The organism is Raineyella fluvialis (genome assembly GCF_009646095.1).
Lineage (GTDB): Bacteria > Actinomycetota > Actinomycetes > Propionibacteriales > Propionibacteriaceae > Raineyella > Raineyella fluvialis.
Genome location: NZ_CP045725.1, coordinates 1908812 through 1927295, shown reverse-complemented (window position 1 = coordinate 1927295; position 18484 = coordinate 1908812). Strand labels below are relative to the sequence as shown.

Annotated in this window: 16 protein-coding genes and 1 pseudogene; 9 read left to right on the top strand and 8 right to left on the bottom strand. The window is 69.9% G+C overall.

What is annotated here, in order from left to right; translation table 11 throughout:
- Positions 1 to 2 precede the first annotated feature (2 nt).
- The gene (locus Rai3103_RS08735; RefSeq protein ID WP_153572270.1) at positions 3 to 1328 is read left to right on the top strand and encodes an FAD-dependent oxidoreductase; all 1326 of its coding nucleotides are present in this window, start codon (positions 3 to 5) and stop codon (positions 1326 to 1328) included.
- An 18-nt stretch (positions 1329 to 1346) separates the two neighbouring features.
- Here Rai3103_RS08735 and Rai3103_RS08730 read toward each other — a convergent pair whose 3' ends face one another.
- The 4 genes and pseudogenes from Rai3103_RS08730 to dnaK form a co-directional block, all read right to left on the bottom strand.
- Positions 1347 to 1781 (bottom strand): heat shock protein transcriptional repressor HspR, encoded by a 435-nt coding sequence (locus tag Rai3103_RS08730; protein WP_153572269.1) that lies wholly within the window; start codon positions 1779 to 1781, stop codon positions 1347 to 1349.
- Between the two features lie 158 nt (positions 1782 to 1939).
- Positions 1940 to 2931: pseudogene (locus tag Rai3103_RS08725) on the bottom strand (DnaJ C-terminal domain-containing protein); the annotation flags it as partial.
- A 137-nt stretch (positions 2932 to 3068) separates the two neighbouring features.
- Positions 3069 to 3755 carry a nucleotide exchange factor GrpE gene (locus Rai3103_RS18735; RefSeq protein WP_422395998.1) on the bottom strand — a complete coding sequence of 229 codons (687 nt, stop codon included), beginning with the start codon at positions 3753 to 3755 and terminating at the stop codon, positions 3069 to 3071.
- Entirely contained in the window at positions 3752 to 5614 is a 1863-nt protein-coding gene (gene dnaK, locus Rai3103_RS08715) for a molecular chaperone DnaK (protein ID WP_153572268.1), read from the bottom strand. The genes Rai3103_RS18735 and dnaK overlap by 4 nt, the downstream gene beginning before the upstream one ends.
- An 862-nt stretch (positions 5615 to 6476) precedes the next feature.
- Between dnaK and Rai3103_RS08710 the strand changes: the two genes are divergently transcribed.
- Positions 6477 to 7505: a phosphotransferase enzyme family protein gene (locus Rai3103_RS08710; protein ID WP_228488808.1), complete on the top strand. Its 1029-nt coding sequence runs from the start codon at positions 6477 to 6479 to the stop codon at positions 7503 to 7505.
- Positions 7506 to 7571: 66 nt separating this feature from the next.
- Here Rai3103_RS08710 and Rai3103_RS08705 read toward each other — a convergent pair whose 3' ends face one another.
- Entirely contained in the window at positions 7572 to 8741 is a 1170-nt protein-coding gene (locus tag Rai3103_RS08705; RefSeq protein ID WP_153572267.1) for a cation:proton antiporter, read from the bottom strand.
- Between the two features lie 142 nt (positions 8742 to 8883).
- Here Rai3103_RS08705 and Rai3103_RS08700 point away from each other — a divergent pair, with 142 nt between their 5' ends.
- From Rai3103_RS08700 to Rai3103_RS08685, 4 genes are all read left to right on the top strand, one after another.
- On the top strand, positions 8884 to 9984 hold the full coding sequence (locus Rai3103_RS08700; RefSeq protein ID WP_153572266.1) for a glycerophosphoryl diester phosphodiesterase membrane domain-containing protein: 1101 nt from the start codon (positions 8884 to 8886) through the stop codon (positions 9982 to 9984).
- Positions 9985 to 10014: 30 nt separating this feature from the next.
- Positions 10015 to 10707, top strand: a complete 693-nt coding sequence (locus Rai3103_RS08695; RefSeq protein ID WP_153572265.1) for an SDR family oxidoreductase — start codon at positions 10015 to 10017, stop codon at positions 10705 to 10707.
- A 175-nt stretch (positions 10708 to 10882) separates the two neighbouring features.
- On the top strand, positions 10883 to 11284 hold the full coding sequence (locus tag Rai3103_RS08690) for a VOC family protein (RefSeq protein ID WP_153572264.1): 402 nt from the start codon (positions 10883 to 10885) through the stop codon (positions 11282 to 11284).
- A gap of 16 nt (positions 11285 to 11300) precedes the next feature.
- A complete protein-coding gene (locus tag Rai3103_RS08685; protein WP_228488807.1) occupies positions 11301 to 11615 on the top strand; it encodes a hypothetical protein in 315 nt (104 codons plus the stop codon).
- Between the two features lie 62 nt (positions 11616 to 11677).
- Here Rai3103_RS08685 and Rai3103_RS08680 read toward each other — a convergent pair whose 3' ends face one another.
- Entirely contained in the window at positions 11678 to 12562 is an 885-nt protein-coding gene (locus Rai3103_RS08680; RefSeq protein ID WP_338420100.1) for a patatin-like phospholipase family protein, read from the bottom strand.
- 513 nt (positions 12563 to 13075) lie between these two features.
- On the opposite strand from Rai3103_RS08680, the gene Rai3103_RS08675 reads away from it, so the two are divergent.
- Positions 13076 to 15175, top strand: a complete 2100-nt coding sequence (locus Rai3103_RS08675) for a glucose PTS transporter subunit IIA (protein WP_153572262.1) — start codon at positions 13076 to 13078, stop codon at positions 15173 to 15175.
- Between the two features lie 110 nt (positions 15176 to 15285).
- Here the strand turns inward: Rai3103_RS08675 and Rai3103_RS08670 are convergent, their stop codons facing one another.
- A complete protein-coding gene (locus Rai3103_RS08670) occupies positions 15286 to 15477 on the bottom strand; it encodes a hypothetical protein (protein WP_153572261.1) in 192 nt (63 codons plus the stop codon).
- Positions 15423 to 16319 (bottom strand): alpha/beta fold hydrolase, encoded by an 897-nt coding sequence (locus Rai3103_RS08665; RefSeq protein WP_194793062.1) that lies wholly within the window; start codon positions 16317 to 16319, stop codon positions 15423 to 15425. The genes Rai3103_RS08670 and Rai3103_RS08665 overlap by 55 nt, the downstream gene beginning before the upstream one ends.
- Positions 16320 to 16376: 57 nt before the next feature.
- On the opposite strand from Rai3103_RS08665, the gene Rai3103_RS16975 reads away from it, so the two are divergent.
- The gene (locus tag Rai3103_RS16975) at positions 16377 to 16913 is read left to right on the top strand and encodes a methylated-DNA--[protein]-cysteine S-methyltransferase (protein WP_194793061.1); all 537 of its coding nucleotides are present in this window, start codon (positions 16377 to 16379) and stop codon (positions 16911 to 16913) included.
- A 135-nt stretch (positions 16914 to 17048) separates the two neighbouring features.
- Positions 17049 to 18479, top strand: coding sequence for a TIGR01777 family oxidoreductase (locus tag Rai3103_RS08655; protein ID WP_228488806.1), 1431 nt, complete (start codon positions 17049 to 17051; stop codon positions 18477 to 18479).
- The last annotated feature ends 5 nt before the right edge of the window (positions 18480 to 18484 follow it).

Here is an 18484-nt window from a genome sequence, read left to right as displayed (position 1 = left end):
GCATGGACGCTGACGTCATCGTGATCGGTGCCGGCGTGGCGGGTCTGCGCTGCGCCCGAGCTCTGGAGGACGCCGGTCTGCACGTCCTCACGGTGGACGCGGGGCAGAGTGTCGGCGGCCGGATCAGGTCCTCGCGCATCGACGGTTTCACCTGCGACTGGGGTCTGCAGACTCTCAATCCGCAGATGCCGGCGGTGCAGCGTTGGGTGGATCTCGACCGCCTCGACATGAAGTATCCGATGGCCGCCTTCCTGGTGCGGCGTACCGACGGCCCGCAGGTCTTCGGCGATCCACGCCGGGTCCCCCGGCTGCTGCCCTCGATGGTCCGCAACCGGATGATCTCGGCGGGCGACCTGACGGCCCTCGCCCGCTGGTCGGCGAGCGGACTGGTGGGTGGCCGGGTGCTCGACTCCGAGAACGACACGACACTCGTGGAATCACTCGACGAGTTCCGGGTCGGCCGGGCCCTCCGCGAGGAACTGCTGCTGCCGGTCCTCTACTCGATGCTCGCCGACAGCAGCGGCACGACGTCGGCGGCGTACGCGAAGTGGGTGCTGCACTCCATCCTCGCCGGCACCCCGGGCCTGCCCGCCCACGGCATGCAGGCGCTTCCTGAGCTGCTCGCCTCGCAACTGGTCAGTCCGGTGCGCCTCGAGGTGCACGCTTCAGCGGTGCTGGAGACGGCCCTCGGAGTGGAGGTCAGGACCTGGGGCGAGACTCTGCGGGCGCAGAAGGCCGTCGTCGCGGTCAGCCCCGAGGCGGTCAACCAGTTGTTGCCGGTCCGTCGACCGCGGATGCAGGGGGTGGCGACGTGGTGGTTCAGGGCTCCCGAGGCGCCGTTCTCACTGCCGGTCTTCGCGCTGGACGGGCGGGGACCGATCGGCCCCGTCTGGACGGCGGTCGAGGTCACCAGCTTCGCCCCCTCGTACGCCCCTCCCCAGCAGCACCTGATCGCGGCGAAGACGCTGCTCGACCGGTTCGACGGCCGGGCGAACGCTCGCGTCGTCAGGCGGCACCTGTCGGCGATCTACGGGGTGCCCACCGACGACTGGGAGGTCGTCGCGCACTTCGAACTGCCCAACGCGATACCGACCCACCGTCCACCACTGTCGGACCGCCAGCAGGTGCGAATCTGGAACAACGTGTACGTCGCGGGCGACCACCGCAAGACCGGCTCCCTCCACGGCGCCATGGTGTCGGGTCAGCGCGCGGCCGAGGCCGTCCTGGTCGACCTGGGCCTGACAGCCTCGGGCTCCACACGGCACCGCCCGGTGACCGGGCTGCACAGGTTGCAGCCCGCGGCGGCTACGGAGGCGCCGGCCTCCTGAGCCGTCCGGGCTGTTCGCTCAGCGACTGGTCAGCGCCCGCGGCGGATGACGGCGGCCGAAGGACGAGCCGAGTCGTACGCCGCCGGACGGGTCCGCGGTGAAGAACCTGGACCCCGCGGGGGCGACGAGGGCCTGCTGGAGCCGTTCCTCCAGTTCGCTGACCTGGCGCTGCAGGTCCTCCACCATGTCCTGCATCTGCAGGATGCGGCGGATGCCCTCCAGGTTGATGCCCTCGGCCTGACTGAGGTGCTGGATCATCCGGAGCCGTTCGACGTTCCGGGGTGAGTACCGCCGGCCGCGCCCCGACGTACGCCGCGGCGACACCAGCCCCAGCCGGTCGTACGTCCGCAGCGTCTGCGGATGCATGCCGGCGAGTCGGGCCGCGACCGAGATGGCGAAGATCGGCGCATCACGATCGATCCGCTCCGGGAGCCGGCTCGACTCGGGGACCATCAGGGCTCCTGGGCGAAGAGAGCCGCGCGGGGATTGGTCTCGCCGGCCTCGTCGGCGTAGATCAGCAGCGCGTTGCGGGCCCGGTCGGTCAGGTGCGCCGGCACGGTCACCTCGACGGTGACGAGCAGGTCACCCTTGGTCCCGTCCTTGCGGGGTACACCACGTCCGCGGATGCGGAGCGTACGCCCGTTGGGGGTGCCGCCGGGGATCCGCATGCGGACGTTCTGCCCGTGCAGCGTCGGGACCTCGATCTCCGCTCCCAGGGCAGCCTCGGTGAAGGTGACCGGCACGGTGACGGTGAGGTTGGAGCCGCTCCGGCCGAAGATCCGGTGCGGGGTGACGTGCACGTCGACGTAGAGGTCGCCGGGGCCCCGCCGTGCTCGCCCTGGGAGCCCTTGCCCTTCAGCCGGATCCGCTGGCCGTCCTCGACCCCGGCGGGGATCCGCACCTGCATGGTGCGCGTGGACCGGCCGCGTCCTGACCCCTGGCAGACCGGGCACGGGTCGTCCACGATCAGACCCCGGCCGTGGCAGTCGGGGCAGGGCTCGGTGACCTGGAAGACGCCACCCGTGGTGGCGGTCCGCATCCCGGAGCCCTGGCAGGCGGGGCAGACCCGCGGCACGGTTCCCGACTTGGCCCCCGTGCCGGAACACGCGGCGCACGGGGCGTCGGACACCATCTGCATGGAGACCGTGGTGCCCTCGACCGCCTGGTCGAAGTCGATCGTCACGTCGCCCTCGACGTCGGCACCGCGGCGGGGGCTGCGGCTGGCCGGCCGCCGGACGCCGCCGGAGGCACCGAAGAGGCCGCCGAGCAGATCGGAGAAGTCGCCGGCGCCGGAGGTGGCGTTGCGGAAGAGGTCGTCGACGTTGGGCGTCGCCTGGCCCTGCCCGCGGTTGAAGCGGAAGCCGCCGCCGAACAGGCTGCGCTGCTGGTCGTACTCCTTGCGCTTCCCCGGGTCGGAGAGGACGTCATTCGCCTCCGAGACGGCCTTGAACCGCTCGGCCTTGTCGGCGTTGCCGGGGTTGGCGTCCGGATGGTTCTCGCGCGCCAGCTTGCGGAAGGCCTTCTTGATGTCGTCCTGGGTGGCGTCCTTGGGGACGCCCAGGACCTTGTAGTAGTCCTTCTCGAGCCAGTCCTTGGTGCTCACCGGCGCGGCCTCTCATCCATGGTTCAGGTGGTGGGTACTTCTCGTGGTCGGTGTTTCTCGGTCAGCGAGGGTGAGGGTGTCCGGCGGCCGGGTCACTGCCGCGGCCGGGCCGCCGGGGTCATCCTCACCGGGGACTGTCAGGCCCCCGTCACCGCCACCCGGGCGGGACGCAGGACGCGCTCCCCGATGCGGTAGCCGGGCTGCAGGACCGCGACGACGGTCGGCCCGTCGACCTCGGTCCCCTCAGGGGCCGGTTGGTGCATCAGGGCCTCGTGGACCTGCGGGTCGAAGGGCTCACCCTCGGCACCGTACGTCTCGAGTCCGTGCTTGTTCGCAACCTTCTCGATCTCCTCGGCGACGGCCTTGAAGCCGCCGGTGAGGTCCTCGTGGGCCCGTGCCGAGCGGAGGTCGTCGAGGACCGCGAGCAGGTCGGTGATCACCGTCTCGATCCCACCCTGGCGGGCGAGGTCCCGGTCCCGGTCGACGCGCCGCTTGTAGTTGACGTACTCGGCCTTGAGCCGCTGGAGATCCTCGGTGCGCTCGCGCACCTGGCCCTCCAGCTCGACCACCCGGGCGTCGCTCAGCAACTCGCTGGCGTCGTCCGGCACGACGAACTCACCGGGCACCTCGCCCTCGTCGAGCGTCTCGTCGGTGTCCTCCGCCGGGCCGTCGCCCTCGCCGGCTCCGGGCTCAGCGCCCGGCTCCGGCTCGGGCGCCGGCCTGTCACGGCGCGCGTACGTCTCGGGATCGAAACGGCGCTTGTCGGAGATGTGCAGGCCCTCCTGCTCCTCCGGTTCGCCGTTCACGTTCTCGGGATCGGTCACTTCTTGCCACCCTTGTCGTTCTCGTCGTCCACGATCTCGGCGTCGACGACGTCGTCGTCCTTGGCCGAGCCCGCGGTCTCCTCGGTCTGACCGGCCTGCTGCTCCTGGGCGGCGTGCGCCTGGGCAGCCGCGTACATCGCCTGGCCCATCGCGGCGGAGGTGGTGTTGAGCTTCTCCATCGCGGCCTTGATGGCCTCGGTGTCCTCGCCCTTCAGCGCCTCGTTCAGCTCGGTGATGGACTCCTCGACCGGGGCCTTGGTGTCCTCACCGATCTTGTCGGCATTGTCCTTCAACAGCTTCTCGGTGCGGAAGACCAGGGCCTCGGCCTCGTTGCGGGTGTCGACGGCCTCGCGACGCTTGCGGTCCTCCTCGGCGTGGGCCTCGGCCTGCTTGACCATGTCGTTGATCTCGTCCTTGCCGAGGGCGGAGCCGCCGGTGACGGTCATCGACTGCTCCTTGCCGGTCGCCATGTCCTTGGCGTTGACGTGGACGATGCCGTTCGCGTCGATGTCGAAGGTGACCTCGATCTGCGGCACACCGCGCGGAGCGGGCATCAGGCCGGTCAGCTCGAAGTTACCCAGGGACTTGTTGTCCCGCGCGAACTCCCGCTCGCCCTGGTAGACCTGGATCATCACCGACGGCTGGTTGTCCTCGGCGGTGGTGAACACCTCGGAGCGCTTGGTCGGGATGGTGGTGTTGCGCTCGATGATCTTCGTCATCACACCGCCCTTGGTCTCAATGCCCAGCGACAGCGGGGTCACGTCGAGCAACAGGACGTCCTTGACCTCACCCTTCAGCACACCGGCCTGCAGGGAGGCACCCAGGGCGACGACCTCGTCGGGGTTGACCGACTTGTTCGGCTCCTTGCCGCCGGTGAGCTCCTTGACCAGGTCGACGACAGCGGGCATGCGGGTCGAGCCGCCGACCAGGATGACCTGGTCGATCTTCGCGACCGGGATCCCGCCGTCCTGCAGCACCGAGTTGAACGGGGCGCGGCAACGGTCGAGCAGGTCCAGGGTCATCTTCTGGAACTCGGACCGGGACAGCTTCTCCTCGAGGTGGAGCGGCCCGGACTCGCCCAGCGTGATGTAGGGCAGGTTGATCGAGGTCTCCGACGCGGCGGACAGCTCGATCTTCGCCTTCTCCGCGGCCTCCTGGAGGCGCTGGCGGGCGATCTTGTCCTGACCGAGGTCGACGCCGTGCTTGTTCTTGAACTGCTGGACCATCCACTCGACGACCCGGTTGTCCCAGTCATCGCCACCGAGGCGGTTGTCACCCTTGGTGGCCTTCACCTCGAAGACGCCGTCGGAGATGTCGAGCAGGGAGACGTCGAAGGTGCCACCACCGAGGTCGAAGACCAGCACGGTCTGCTCCTGGTCGGCCTTGTCCAGGCCGTACGCCAGGGCGGCGGCAGTCGGCTCGTTGATGATGCGGTCGACGGTCAGTCCGGCGATCTCACCGGCCTCCTTGGTGGCCTGCCGCTCCGCGTCGGAGAAGTAGGCGGGCACGGTGATGACGGCGTTGGTCACGGTCTCACCCAGGTACGCCTCGGCGTCGCGCTTCAGCTTCTGCAGCACGAAGGCGGAGATCTGCTGGGGCTTGTAGGTCTTGTCGTCGATCTTGGTGGTCCAGGTGGTGCCCATGTGACGCTTCACCGAGCGGATCGTACGGTCGACGTTGGTGACGGCCTGACGCTTGGCGACCTCACCGACCAGGACCTCGCCGCTCTTGGAGAAGGCGACGACGGACGGGGTCGTACGAGCACCCTCGGCGTTCGGGATGACCGTCGGCTCGCCGCCCTCGAGGACGGCGACGACAGAGTTGGTGGTGCCGAGGTCGATGCCTACTGCACGAGCCATGTGATGTACCTCCATGGTGATTGACCTGCATGGTTGTCCGAGTGGTGCCGGTGTCCGGTGCCGGTGACACCGGTCCACACGGACCAGGGAACTGCTGTTGAGTTGAGTCTAACCCGCTCAAGGCTGTGCTTGAGTCGCATCCACTCAACCATGCCGCGCGGATCGGTATTCCCACCATGGGGGAAGTCCCTGAAGTTCGAGGCAGGCGGGACGGTCGTGGTCTGGGAGGCTCGAGGGTCGGGAACGACATCCCCGCGGACGATGCAGATCCCCGCGGACGATGCAGATCCCCGCGGACGATGCACCAGGTCCGAGCGCCCCCGCGGACGATGCAGGTCCTCGCGGACGATGCAGATCCCCGCGGACGATGCAGATCCCCGCGGACCGCGTGAGATCCGCGAGGAGCCAGGAAGATCCGCGAGGAACGGGAAGATCCGCGAGCCTGGGCATCACCGCGCCCCTGCTGAGCCAGTGGACTCTCATCCGGGATCAGGGTGTGACGGTCTCTGCGCGGTGAACACCAGGTCGACCAGGTTGATCGCCGTCTCGAACAGGATGCAGACCATCTCGGCAACGTGGATGAACAGGTCCACATCCATCCGCCACCTCCTGATCCGACGAGGGCCTACGCCCCGACTCCCACGATCACGAACCAGGCGACCGAGGTCAGTAAGGCGTGACACCGCCTCGGCTGCTGTTTCCATCCGGTGACACGACGCTTGCCTCCGAGGTCCCCGCGACCCGGCGGGCGAACAGTCGTGTTCCGGTCGGGTTAATCACCCGCTCTCGGCTAGGAGATCGACCGGGTCCTCGGACACCATCGAGGCATCACCGTTCCGAGCGCCTGACTGGAGGAGGACCCATGATGTTCGAACCCGCACCCCTTCCCGACGAGACCTCGGAGCGACAGCTGTCCCAGCAGGTCGCCGTCCGGGCTGCCGCCGCGCACGGCTTCGGCAGCGCGGCGAGGATCGACCTGATGCAGGTGTCGGAGAACGCCACGTTCCTGGTCACCGAGACCTGCTCGTACGGCGACAGGTCGGCGGTGATCCGCGTCCACCGGCCTGGCAGCCGCGACCGCGACGCGATCGAGTCCGAACTGACCTGGCTCGACGTCCTGCACGACCGCAGGATCGTGCCGGCCATCAAGCCGCTCGCCACCGCCACCGGAGAGCGGGTGCTGGCGTTCCCGGTCGGCGGCGTCGTCCGTTACGCCGTGGCGTTCGAGGCCCTTCCCGGCGCGACGACCGACGAGGCGCTGCTGCGCCCCGGCGACTTCCGTCGGCTCGGCCGGATCGCCGCCACCCTGCACGAGAGCGTCCGGCACATCCACCGGCCGATCACCCGGTTCTCCTGGGACTGGGAGCACACCCTGGGTGACAGGGCCCGGTGGGGACGCTGGCAGGACGGCCCGGGCATGACTCCGGCACTGGTGGCCGAGATCGAGCCGGCCCTCCGGCTGTTGAAGACCCGACTGGCGGTGTACGGGCGCGATGCCCACCGGTTCGGACTGATCCATGCCGATCTGCGCGTCTCCAACCTGATGGAGGATGCGGACGGGTACACGGTCATCGACTTCGACGACTGCGGCTTCGGGTGGTTCATGTACGACTTCGCGGCGGCCGTCTCCTTCCTGGAGACCGATCCGCGGCTCTGCACCTGGCAGGAGGCCTGGGCCAGCGGGTATCGCGAGGTGCGGCCGTTGTCCCGCAAGGACGAGGTCATGCTGCCGAGCTTCGTGATGATGCGCCGGCTGATGCTGCAGGCCTGGCTGGGCAGCCACCCCGACGCCGCCGAGGCCGCCGGGCTCCAGGACACGTACGCCGAGGGGACCGCCGCGCTGGCGCATATCTACCTCGCCAACGCGGGACGACTCTTCGCCGCCGCCTGACGCCGGGTGCCCCACCCCAGGTGACCACCTGCTGCCCCGTCCGCGGCCTCGCGGACGGGGCAGCGGTCACCGTGCAGCGCCGCCCGAGGGGGCGGCTCCGGTCGCGCCTTCCGTCGCGATCCTGGCCAGCGGGGCCGACAACGCGGCGATCGCGACCACGGTGACGATGGCGCTGAGCAGGAGGGCCGCATCCTCCCCCGGCCGCAGCACGCCGAGGTTGGTGCCCAGCGTTGCCGCCGCCACCGGCACGCCCATCTGGGCGGCGGTGATCGCCGCGACGGGCAGCGGCTGGCCGGTGAGGGCCATCGCTGCGTGCACCAACAGGGCGCCCGCACCCAGGGCGAGCCCCAGGCCGATGGCGGAAGGGTAGGCACCGAGCAACCTCAGGTTGAGCGAGGCGCCCAGCCAGACGAAGAAGATCGGCGAGAAGAGCCCCTCGGTGAGGGCGAACACCTGGTGCGCCAACCGGCGGGGCTCGCCGATCGCGGCGTACGCCAGGCCCAGCGCGAAGCCCGCCAGCATGATCGACACATGCATGCTCGTCGCCAGCGCGGCGAGGGCGAACAGCAGGGTGAGCGCCAGCCGGAGTTCGACGGCGAGACCGCGGTCCTGGGACAGGTCGTGGATGGCCTTGCGCCGCCCCGACCGTTCCAGCCAGAAGAGGAACCCGAGGATCGCCGCCGCGGCCACCAGCACCACCAGGGCCCCGAGCCCGGCCCGGAGGACGTGCGCGGGGTCGATCACCAGCGGCAGCAGGACGATGCAGGCGGCGTCGGCCAGCGCGACCTGCGGCAGCATCTGCACGATCGCCCGGCCGTCGAGGGGCAGGCCGTTCAGGGCCGGCATCACCATGGAGGCCGAGGACGAGGCCAGCACGACCGCGTACAGGGCGGCATGACCCGTGCCGAAGGCCATCGCCAGCCCGACGCCCAGCACCGCCGCGAGCACCCCGACCAGCACCGCGCGCAGCACCCCCACCCGCAGCCCCGTCCGCAACGCGGGGTCCCGGACCGGCACATGGGTGCCGGCGACGAACATCACCAATCCGAAGCCGACGTCCGCGAGGAAGGAGAACGTCGGGTCGGCGGCATGCAGGACCCGCAGACCGGTGGCGCCCAGCACGAGGCCGACCGCCAGCTCGCCGATCGCCACCGGCAGGTGTGAACCACGGGGCAGTGACAACACCGGTCCGGCGAGGGCCACCAAGCACAGCAGGGCGAGGACGGAGAAACTCATCACTCAGTCCCCTTCTTTCGATGGCCTCCCCTCAGAGTGCCCCATCGCCGCGCCGACGGAAGCCGGATCGCGCCGCCACCCGGGGGAATCCGACGTGGGTTTCGCCCCGGCCGCTGCACCCTGAGGTCCGTACGCTCAAGGTATGACGAATCCTCCGGGCCAGGGCGGCCCGTACGCACAAGGCATGCCCGTTCCTCCGCCCACCTGGCCGACCCTGCCCCGCCATCCGCTCAACCTCGGCGAGGTGCTGTCGGCATCCTTCCGGCTCTACGGTCGGCGTTTCGGCCAATTGGTCGTGATCGCCTTGATCCCGTCGCTGGTGGGTCTCGTCCTGGTCGGGGCCGCAGCGGCCGCCATGGTCGTCGCCGCGGTCCGGCTCGCCGGCTCCTTCACCTACGGCCCCGCCGCTGCACTGAGGGACACCTCGACGCTGGGCCTGCTGGTCGGTGGTGTCCTCCTGCTGGTCGTCGCGGGAATCGTCGCCGGCCTGGTGCAGATCAAATGTGACGGCATGATCGCGCTGGCCGGGCGCGATCTCGAGGACGGACGCCCCTCCACGGTGGGTGACCTGTGGCGGCGTACGCGCGGGATGGCTGTCCGGGCGCTGGCGCTGATCCTGCTGCTCGTCCTTGCCATGGTGGTCCTGTCCGCCACCCTCGGCGTGCTCGTCGTCTGGCTCACGAACAGCGACGGGTCGGGAGCAAGCGTCGGCACCACGGTGATCCTGGCCATCGTGATCGTCCTCGCGGCGATCTATCTGCAGACCCGGTGGGCCTTCGTCGTGCAGGCGCTGGCGATCGAGGGTGCCGGGCCGTTGGCGGCGCTCGGCAGCTCGTGGCGGACCACGCGCGGCGCCTTCTGGCGGGTCTTCGGCTATCTCCTCGTGGCCGGACTGCTGGTCGGGGCGGTCGGTGGTGCCGTCAGCGGCGTGACGAACTCCCTGATGACCTCACGGCTCGCCGGGATGGAGGCCGCGGACAGCCTGCCGCAGCTGATCGGTCAACTGACCGCGATGATCCCCTTCTTCCTGGTGGGCCTCCTCGGGAGCCAGGTCGTCCAGCTGCTCAGCCGCCCGTTCACGGTCCTGTTCACCACCGTCCTCTACATCGACCAGCGCCGCCGCCTGGGCCTGGAGATCCTGGCCCCGGAAGGGCCGCAGGTCTGGGGACCGGGGTACGGGAACAGGCCGGGGGCACCCGGTCAGTGGCCTGCATCCGGTGCCGGGGCACCGCCCTTCGCCTGATCGGGCCACGCGTGCACTAGCGTGCCCGGCATGGACCGACCCGTAGCACTGATCACCGGCGCCACCCGAGGCATCGGCCGCGGCATCGCCGACGAGCTCGCGAGCACCCACCACCTGCTCGTCGGCGGACGCTCCGCCGACGCCGTCGCCGCCGTGGTGGAGGCGTTGCCCTCCGCGGAGCCCTTCGTCGCGGACCTCACCGACGCGGCGGCCACCCAGGGCGCCGTCCGCGGCATCGACCGTCTCGATGTCCTCGTGCACTCCGCCGGCCGGGACGCGACGCGCCATCTCGAGGACATGACCCGGGAGGACTGGCGCGACCTGATGGAGGTGAACGTCATCGCGGTCGCCGATCTCACCCGACTGCTGCTGCCGGCACTCCGCGCGGCCCAGGGCATGGTGATCATGATCAACTCCGGCGCCGGGCTCCGCGTCGTGGGTTCGCCCGCCTACTCCGCATCGAAGTACGCACTGCGGGCGCTGGCCGACGGGTTGCGCGAGGACGAGCGGGGCCGGGTCAGGGTGACCACCATCTATCCCGGCCGGGTCGACACCGACATGCAACGCCACCTCCAGGCGGAGTCGGGCCGGGGCTACAACCCCGCCGAGCACCTCCGTGTGCAGTCGGTGGCCGCGGTCGTCCGGACGGCTGTGGACGCGACTCCGGAGGGGACGGTCGAGGAGATCAAGATCCGACCCATCCCGGTGGTGCCCAAGGGCTGAAGCCCTTCCTCCGGACGCGACCCGGGGAGCACGGAAGCGGCGACCGGACACCCCGAAACGCTGGTGCGCCGGCCCGGGGTGCGGCAGGCTGGTCACGACGTCGGCGCCCGGGTCCCGCCGGGCCACCCGACGCCCCCTCCGCCGACCGGAGCCGGTCCTACCCTGAGGAGTCCAGATGTCCAGCGCAGCCCGTCCCGTGCACTTCGAGATCCAAGCAGACGACCTGGACCGCGCCAGGGCGTTCTATACCGAGGTCTTCGGTTGGGAGTTCCAGGACTGGTCCGGTCCCGACTTCACCTACCTGGGGATCACCACGGGCGAGGAGGGAACGCCCGGCATCAACGGGGGCCTGCTCCCGCGCCCGGGGGGCAGTCCCGCGATGGACCAGCCGATCAATGCCTACGTCGTGACGATGTCCTGCGATGACTTCGACGCGTACGCCGAACGGATCCTGGCCCACGGTGGGGAGGTGGCCCTGCCGAAGCAGGCCCTGATGGGCATGGCCTGGCAGGGGTACTTCAAGGACACCGAGGGCAACATCTTCGGCCTGCACCAGCCTGACCCCAACGCCGCCTGAGGCCGGGGAGACCGCCATGCAGATGCCGAAGCACTCCGAGGAGGACAAGGCCCGCTTCCGCAGCCTCGTCCCCGACCTGGAAGGCACCGTCGTGAAGCCGATGTTCGGCTCGCTGGGGGCCTTCGTCAACGGAAACATGTACGCCGGAATGTTCGGACCGGTGATGGGGGTCAAGCTCGACGAGGCCGCGATGGCTGAGCTACACCAACTGCCGGGGCGGGGCCCTTCGGCCCGGCGGAGCGCCCGATGGGCGGTTGGCTGGGTCTGCCCGAGGACCTGCCGGACGCTGAGATCACCGACTGGTTCGAGCGGGCGTACGCGTACGTGGTGACGCTGCCGCCCAAGGAGCCCAAGCCGCGCAGACCCAGGACGTAAGGCCGCGCAGGGCCGACATCACCGGGGCAGGCCGAGGAACTCCCGCCAGGCCGGCAACTCCCGGCGGACCTGGGCCAGGCCCAGCTCGTGGGCGGCCTGCAGCTTCGCGACGCTGCGTTCCCCGTTCGTCACCGGCATCGTCTCGGGCACGAACAGCATCGCCCGGCCCTCGCGCTCCAGCTCGAACAGTTCCTCGCGGGTGGCGTTGTACCGCGCCGGGCGACGGATCAGGGCATCGACGACGGCGGGGGTCCGGCGGAACCACCGCCCGTAGAGCCGCTCGTTGCGCAGCGGCGGCTTCACGTACGTCCGCGGCTGAGTGAGGATGACGAGGAACTTCTGGTAGCCGGCGGCCCGGGCGGCGTCGAGGGCGATCCCACCGGTCGGCCCCAGCGCCCCGTCGATGTAGTCGACGCCGTCGATCGTCACCGGCGGCATCAGCACCGGCATGGTCGAACTGGCGCGGACACGCTTCATCAGCGACACCAGGTCGGGAGTGTCACTCTTGCCCCAGTAGACCATCTCCCCGTCGCTCATCCGGAACGATCCGATCGCCATGGTGGCGGGATTGGCCTGGTAGGCGGCGAAATCGAACGGCAGGGCCTGGCCCGGATGACCGGACGTCTCGTAGATGTACTCGGCGTTGAACAGGCCCTTGCCCCGGACCCACGTACGGACGTTGCCCATCCGTGGGTCGGCGGAGAACTCCACGAAGGACGTCCGGGCGCGTACGGCGTCGCGCGTCAGGTAGTTGACGGTGTTCGAGGACCCGGCGGAGATCCCCCCTACCCAGTCGATGTGGATGCCCGCCCGGAGCAGCTCGACGACCACGGCCGAGGTGTAGCTGGCCCGCATCCCGCCGCCCTCGAAGATCAGCGCGGTATCCGTGACGTTGCTCGTCACCCTCTCGGTCATCGCCCGTCCTTCCCGTCGTCCGCTCTGGCTGTCCCGAGCGACCCGACCAGCCTAATCGGCCACACCCCGCCTCCGGGTTCGCCGGGACCGAGGCGACCTCCGCTCACGTCAAGAACGAACCATTGCCGCAGAGTGTGATCTTCGACACACTCATAGCACTACCCGTCACCCCCGGCGGTGCGGGAGCATCACAGCAGCCCCCTCTTGCGCTGGAAAGCGATCGCACTCGAACCTTGCTGCGCCGAGCACCGGGCAATACCTTCACTCCGCGTAGACAAGGTCTTTCGTCTGCCATTTTCGCCCAGACGGGACAAAATGAGGCGATGCCGCGTCTTTACTCGACGTACAGCCCGATCTGAGTGCGCGTACCACTAGCACACAACGACAACACCGGGCTACAGTTGTATTCGTTCAATGGAACCGAGTACAGGGAACCCGATCCATGCGGGCACTGCCGGATCCACTGACGCGTCCACTGGTCGCACGAGAAAGAGAACCCAGATGGCGAGTTCACCAGCAAGCGACATCGTGAAGGCCCTGGGAGGCGCTGGAAACATCCAGAGCTTCACCCACTGCGCCACACGCCTGCGCTTCCAGTTGCAGGACGGCACGAAGGTCGACACCAAGACCGTCGAGTCGATCCCCGCGGTCATGGGGGCGGTGCCGCAGGCCGGCGATCGCTTCCAGGTGGTCATCGGCGGCGCCGTGACCCAGATGTTCGAGGACATCCAGAAGCTCCCGGAGATGGCCAAGGTCTCCAGCGGCGAATCGGATGACGACGTGAAGGCCGCCGCCCGGGCCCACGGTCCCCGCGGTAAGTTCGCTTGGCTCGACTCGTTCTTCGAGTTCCTGTCGGACTCCTTCCGTCCGACCATCGGCGCCCTGCTCGGCGCCTCCCTGTTCATCACCTTCATGTCGCTGATGAGCACCTTGGGCATCATCGGCAACTGGGCCGACCCCCGCGTCGCCCTCCCGACCTCGTGGCAGTTCGTCAACCTCGCCTGGCAGAGCGTCTTCGTCTTCCTGCCGCTGATGGTGGCCTACAACGCGACCAAGAAGCTCGGCGCTGACCCGTGGGTCGGTTTCGCCATCATGGCCGTCGTCATGCTCCCGGGCTTCACCGCGTTGAAGGATGCCGCGGTGCAGATGAAGTTCGCCGGCAGCACCATCAACGTGGTGAGCATCTTCGGGGCCCCGCTGACGATCTTCAACTACAGCTCGCAGGTCTTCCCGCCGTTGTTGATGGCTGGCGTCCTCGGCCCGTTGACCAAGCTCCTGCGCAAGCTCATCCCTGAGAACGTCCAGCTGATCTTCGTGCCGTTCCTGTCGATGCTGATCATGATGCCGCTGACCGCGTTCCTCATCGGTCCGGCCGGTGTCTACGCCGGCGCCGGTCTGGCCAACGCGCTGCGTACGGTCAACGACTTCTCGCCGCTGATCTTCGCCATCGTCGTGCCGCTGGCCTACCCCTTCATGGTGCCGCTGGGCCTGCACTGGCCGATCAACGCGATCATGCTGCTGAACATCCAGACCCTCGGCTACGACTTCATCCAGGGCCCGATGGGTTCGTGGAACTTCGCCGCCTTCGGTGCGACCGCCGGTGTCCTCTTCCTCGCCATCCGTGACCGGGACAAGATGATGCGCCAGACCGCCACCGGTGCTCTTGCCGCCGGCCTGCTGGGTGGTATCTCCGAGCCCTCCCTCTACGGCATCCACCTCCGCTACAAGCGGATCTACCCCCGCATGCTGGTGGGCTGCCTCGTCGGCGGTCTGATCACCGGCCTCGGCGGCGGCCTGAAGACCAGCGCGTTCGTCTTCACCTCGCTGCTGACCATCCCCGCCTTCAACAACATCGGCCTGTACGCCATCTCGATCGGCGCGGCGTTCTTCACCGCGATGATCCTGGTCATCATCTCCGACTACCGCACCGCCGAGCAGAAGGCCGAAGCCGCCGCCGTCCGTGAGGCCGAGGCGGAAGCCATCCGCGAGGCCGAGGAGACCGTCCAGGCCGCTGCCCTCGAGGTCGCCGCCGAGGCATCCGCCGCCGGTGCCCCCGCCGCGGGCCGTCCGATCAAGCCGGCCCTCCGGCCCGGTGCGATCACCCAGATCGCCGCCCCCATGGACGGCGTCGTGATGCCTCTCGAGCAGGTCCCCGATCCCGTGTTCAGCCGCGGCACCGTCGGCGCGGGCGTCGGCATCCTGCCCCACGGCAACACCGTGGTGTCCCCCGCCGCCGGCAAGATCCTCGTCGCCCACGCGACCGGGCACGCCTTCGGCATCCGTCTCGACAGCGGGATCGAACTGCTGATCCACGTCGGCATCGACACGGTCAACATGGAGGGCCGTGGCTTCGATGTGAAGGTCAAGACCGGTGACCGGGTCGAGGCGGGCACCCCTCTGGTCGTCTTCGACCGCGGCGTCATCGAGGAAGAGGGCTACTCGCTGGTGACCCCCGTCCTGGTGACCAACGGCAAGAAGTTCGGCTCGATCGCCCAGGCCATCTCCGGTGAGGTGACGATCGGCACGCCGGTCATCATCGTGAACGCCAAGACCCCCGAGCCCGAGTCGGAGCCGGTCGTCGCCACGGCCACCGCCGAGTGACGGTCAGCCCCACCTGACCCCCGCCGTCCCCCCGGTTCAGCCGAACCGGGGGGACGGTTCTCGTTCACCCGCCGGCATGTCCCCACACCCCGAGCAGGCCCGAGTAAGTGTCAGTGGGCCGCCGGCATGGTGGCGAGGATCTGCTCGAGGTCGGCGGCGAACACCGCCGGGTCGGCAAGCATCGACAGATGCCCGGCACCCGGGATGACGATGGTGATCGGCTGCCCGAGGTCCTGCTGCGCATCGCTCAGCGAGCCCCCCGAGTGCAGGTCGTCGGCTCCCCACAGGATGCCGCGAGGCACCGTGATCGCCCGCAGCTGCTCCGGGGTGAGGTGCAGCACTCCGCTCGCCGCCATGCTCGGTAGGGCGGCCTCCGCCGCCCCTGCCGCAGCGGGCGCAGCCACTGATCGACCAAGCCAGGGGTGAGCCCCCGGCAGGGCGAACCACACTGGGACTCGATCAGGCGTCCCCCCAGCCAGGTCGACCTCGTCACCAGCCGATAGGCGGACACCAGGTAGGGCGTGCCGATGATTCCGGCGGCGGGACGCCCCCTGGGACGGCCGTTGCCGTCGGCGAACGGGAGCCCGTCGCCGTCGACGAAGACGATGCCTCCCACGTCCGAGGGGTGCCGCAGGGCCACGCCACCCACGACGGCGGCTCCCATCGAGTGCCCGACGAGGATCGGGTGGTCGAGGCCCATGGCTCGTACGAAACCGTCGACCAGCGCGACCTGGTCATCGAGCGTGTAATGGCCGGAGTACTCGGTGTAGCCGTAGCCGGCCAGATCCACGGCGTACACGACATGGTCCCGGGCGAGGACCTCGGCAGCCGGACCCCAGACGAGCGTCGACTCGGCGAACCCATGGACGAGGACGATCGGCGTGCCCTGACTGCCCCAGCGTTGGTAGTGCACCCGCGTCCCGTCGACGGTGACATCCGCGCCGCTCGGGGCGGCCAGCGTGGACGCCGGCCGGCTGACGGCGTTGAAGACCACCGAGGCCAGGGTCACCAGGACCACGAATCCGACCACCGACCCGACCAGCGCCCGGGTCGCGCGCCACCACCACGGCCGGCGGCGCCGTGCTGGGCGCACGGCAGGGACCGGTACGTCAGGAGTGGGTGCCTCAGGGGGTGGAGCGCTCACGGTACGCACGCTCCCATCGTGGCACGGCGTGCCACAGCCGCTGGTTACGCTCGGGGCGTGGGTGAGCGGGCACGGTGGACCGAACTGACCACGCCGTTCGGCGGGTTCGTCGTGGCGTGGACGGGTGAGGAGCGCCCCACTGTGCGCGCAGCAGGTTTCGGTCCGGTCGCCGAGGTCCTCGCCGGCCTGGACGACCTGACCGGTTTGACCGGTCTGACCGGCCGGGCGGCCGTCACTCCGGTGCGCGACGATGGGCCGGGCATCGTACGATCCGCAGTGCTCCGTCACCTCGAGGGTGACCGGACCGCCTTCGATGGCCTGGCCGTCGAACAGCCGGGAGCCGATTTCCATCGGCTCTGTTGGCAGGCGATCCGTGAGACCCGGTTCGGGCAGCGGATCAGCTACGGAGAGCTCGCCCGCCTCGCCGGGGCGCCCCGTGGGGCCCGCGCCGCCGCGAATGCGTGCGCCGCGACCCGTGTCTCCTGGATCCTCCCGGTCCACCGGGTGGTGCGGGCCGACGGTTCCCTCGGCGGCTACGGAGGGCGCGAGGACCTCAAGGAGGCGCTACTCGACTGGGAGTCCTCCCTGCTCTGAACCGCCGGGCGAGCACACTGGACTCGTACGTGACCGCCACCACAGCGCAACGGCCCTCACGCTGGTCCCATCGTCGACCGGCGACGCATGATGGTGACACACCGATGGCAACAGGGCCCCAGGAGAGGTTGGATCGTGACCATCTTCGAGCACACCGCCACCTATCCCCACCCCCGGGAGGAGGTCTTCGCCTGGCACGAGCGTCCGGGCGCCTTCGTCCGGCTGAGTCCTCCGGGAACGATCGTCACCGTCGATGGCCCGAGTGACGGGATCCGGGTCGGCTCCCGGCGGGCCCTGCGGATCTCCTCCCCCGTCGTGGCGGCCCTGTGGCCGGGCAAGACGATGCCCGCCCCCATCCGTACGGCTCCCGGTCTGCGCTGGCTGGTCGAGCACACCGCATACGAGCCCGGGGCCCTCTTCGTCGACGAGCAGGTGAGTGGCCCGTTGCGCAGCTGGCGCCACGAGCACATCTTCGAGGACACTCCCGAGGGCGGCACCCGTGTCACCGATCGGGTGACGTACGAGCTGCCGGCGGCGCTCGGGCCGCTGGGCGAGCACCGGGTGCGTCAGTACCTGGAGGGGTTGTTCCGGTTCCGTGAGGACCAGCTCCGCGGCGACCTCGCCCTCCAGGCACGCCTGCCCGAGTCAGCGACCCCTCGGGTGGTGGTGGTGTCGGGAGCCTCCGGCACGATCGGCACCCAGCTGTGCGCACTGCTCGCGAACGGCGGGCACACCGTGCGACGGCTGGTCCGTCGCCCCGCCCGGGCAGCGGACGAGATCAGCTGGGCACCGGACCTCGGTGACCTGGACCCGGCCCAGCTGGCCGGGGTCGAGGCGGTGGTGAACCTCGCCGGCCGCTCCATCGGGGGACGGTTCAGCGAGCAGGCGAAGCACGAGATCCTCTGGTCGCGTCTCGACGCGACCACGACCCTGGCGAAGGCGATGGTGGCCGCGCGGCGGGCCGGTGAGGGGCCGTCGACACTGGTGCAGGCCAGCGCGATCGGCGTGTACGGGGCGAGGCGTCCCGGCGAGCTGCTCGAGGAGGACTCGGCGACCGGGCAGGACTTCCTCGCCGATGTCGTCCGGCGCTGGGAGGCCGCGTCGGAGCGGGCGGAGGATGCGGGGATCCGCCGGGTGATGCTGCGGACCGGCATCGTCCTGACCGCCTCCGCCGGCGCCCTGGGTCTGCAGCTGCCGCTCTTCCTCGCCGGGGCGGGAGGCCGGCTGACCCGTCCGCAGGCGGTGCTGAGCTGGATCGGCCTCGACGACATGGCGCGGATCTACGCCCAGGCGGTCCTCGATCCGACCTGGTCGGGCGTGTTCAACGCGGTGGCCCCGGCCCCGGTGACGGCCGGGGCCTTCGCGACGCAACTCGGCCACGTGCTGCACCGGCCGTCCCTGGTCCCGACCCCGGCTTTCGGGCCCCGCCTCCTCCTGGGCAAGGAGGGCGCGGAGGAGTTGGTGCACACCGACCAGCGGGTGTCGGCGGCCAGGCTGGAGGCGGCCGGCTTCCGGTTCGAGCAGCCCGACCTGACGGCCGCATTGCGGCACGCGCTGGCCCGGTGAGAGAC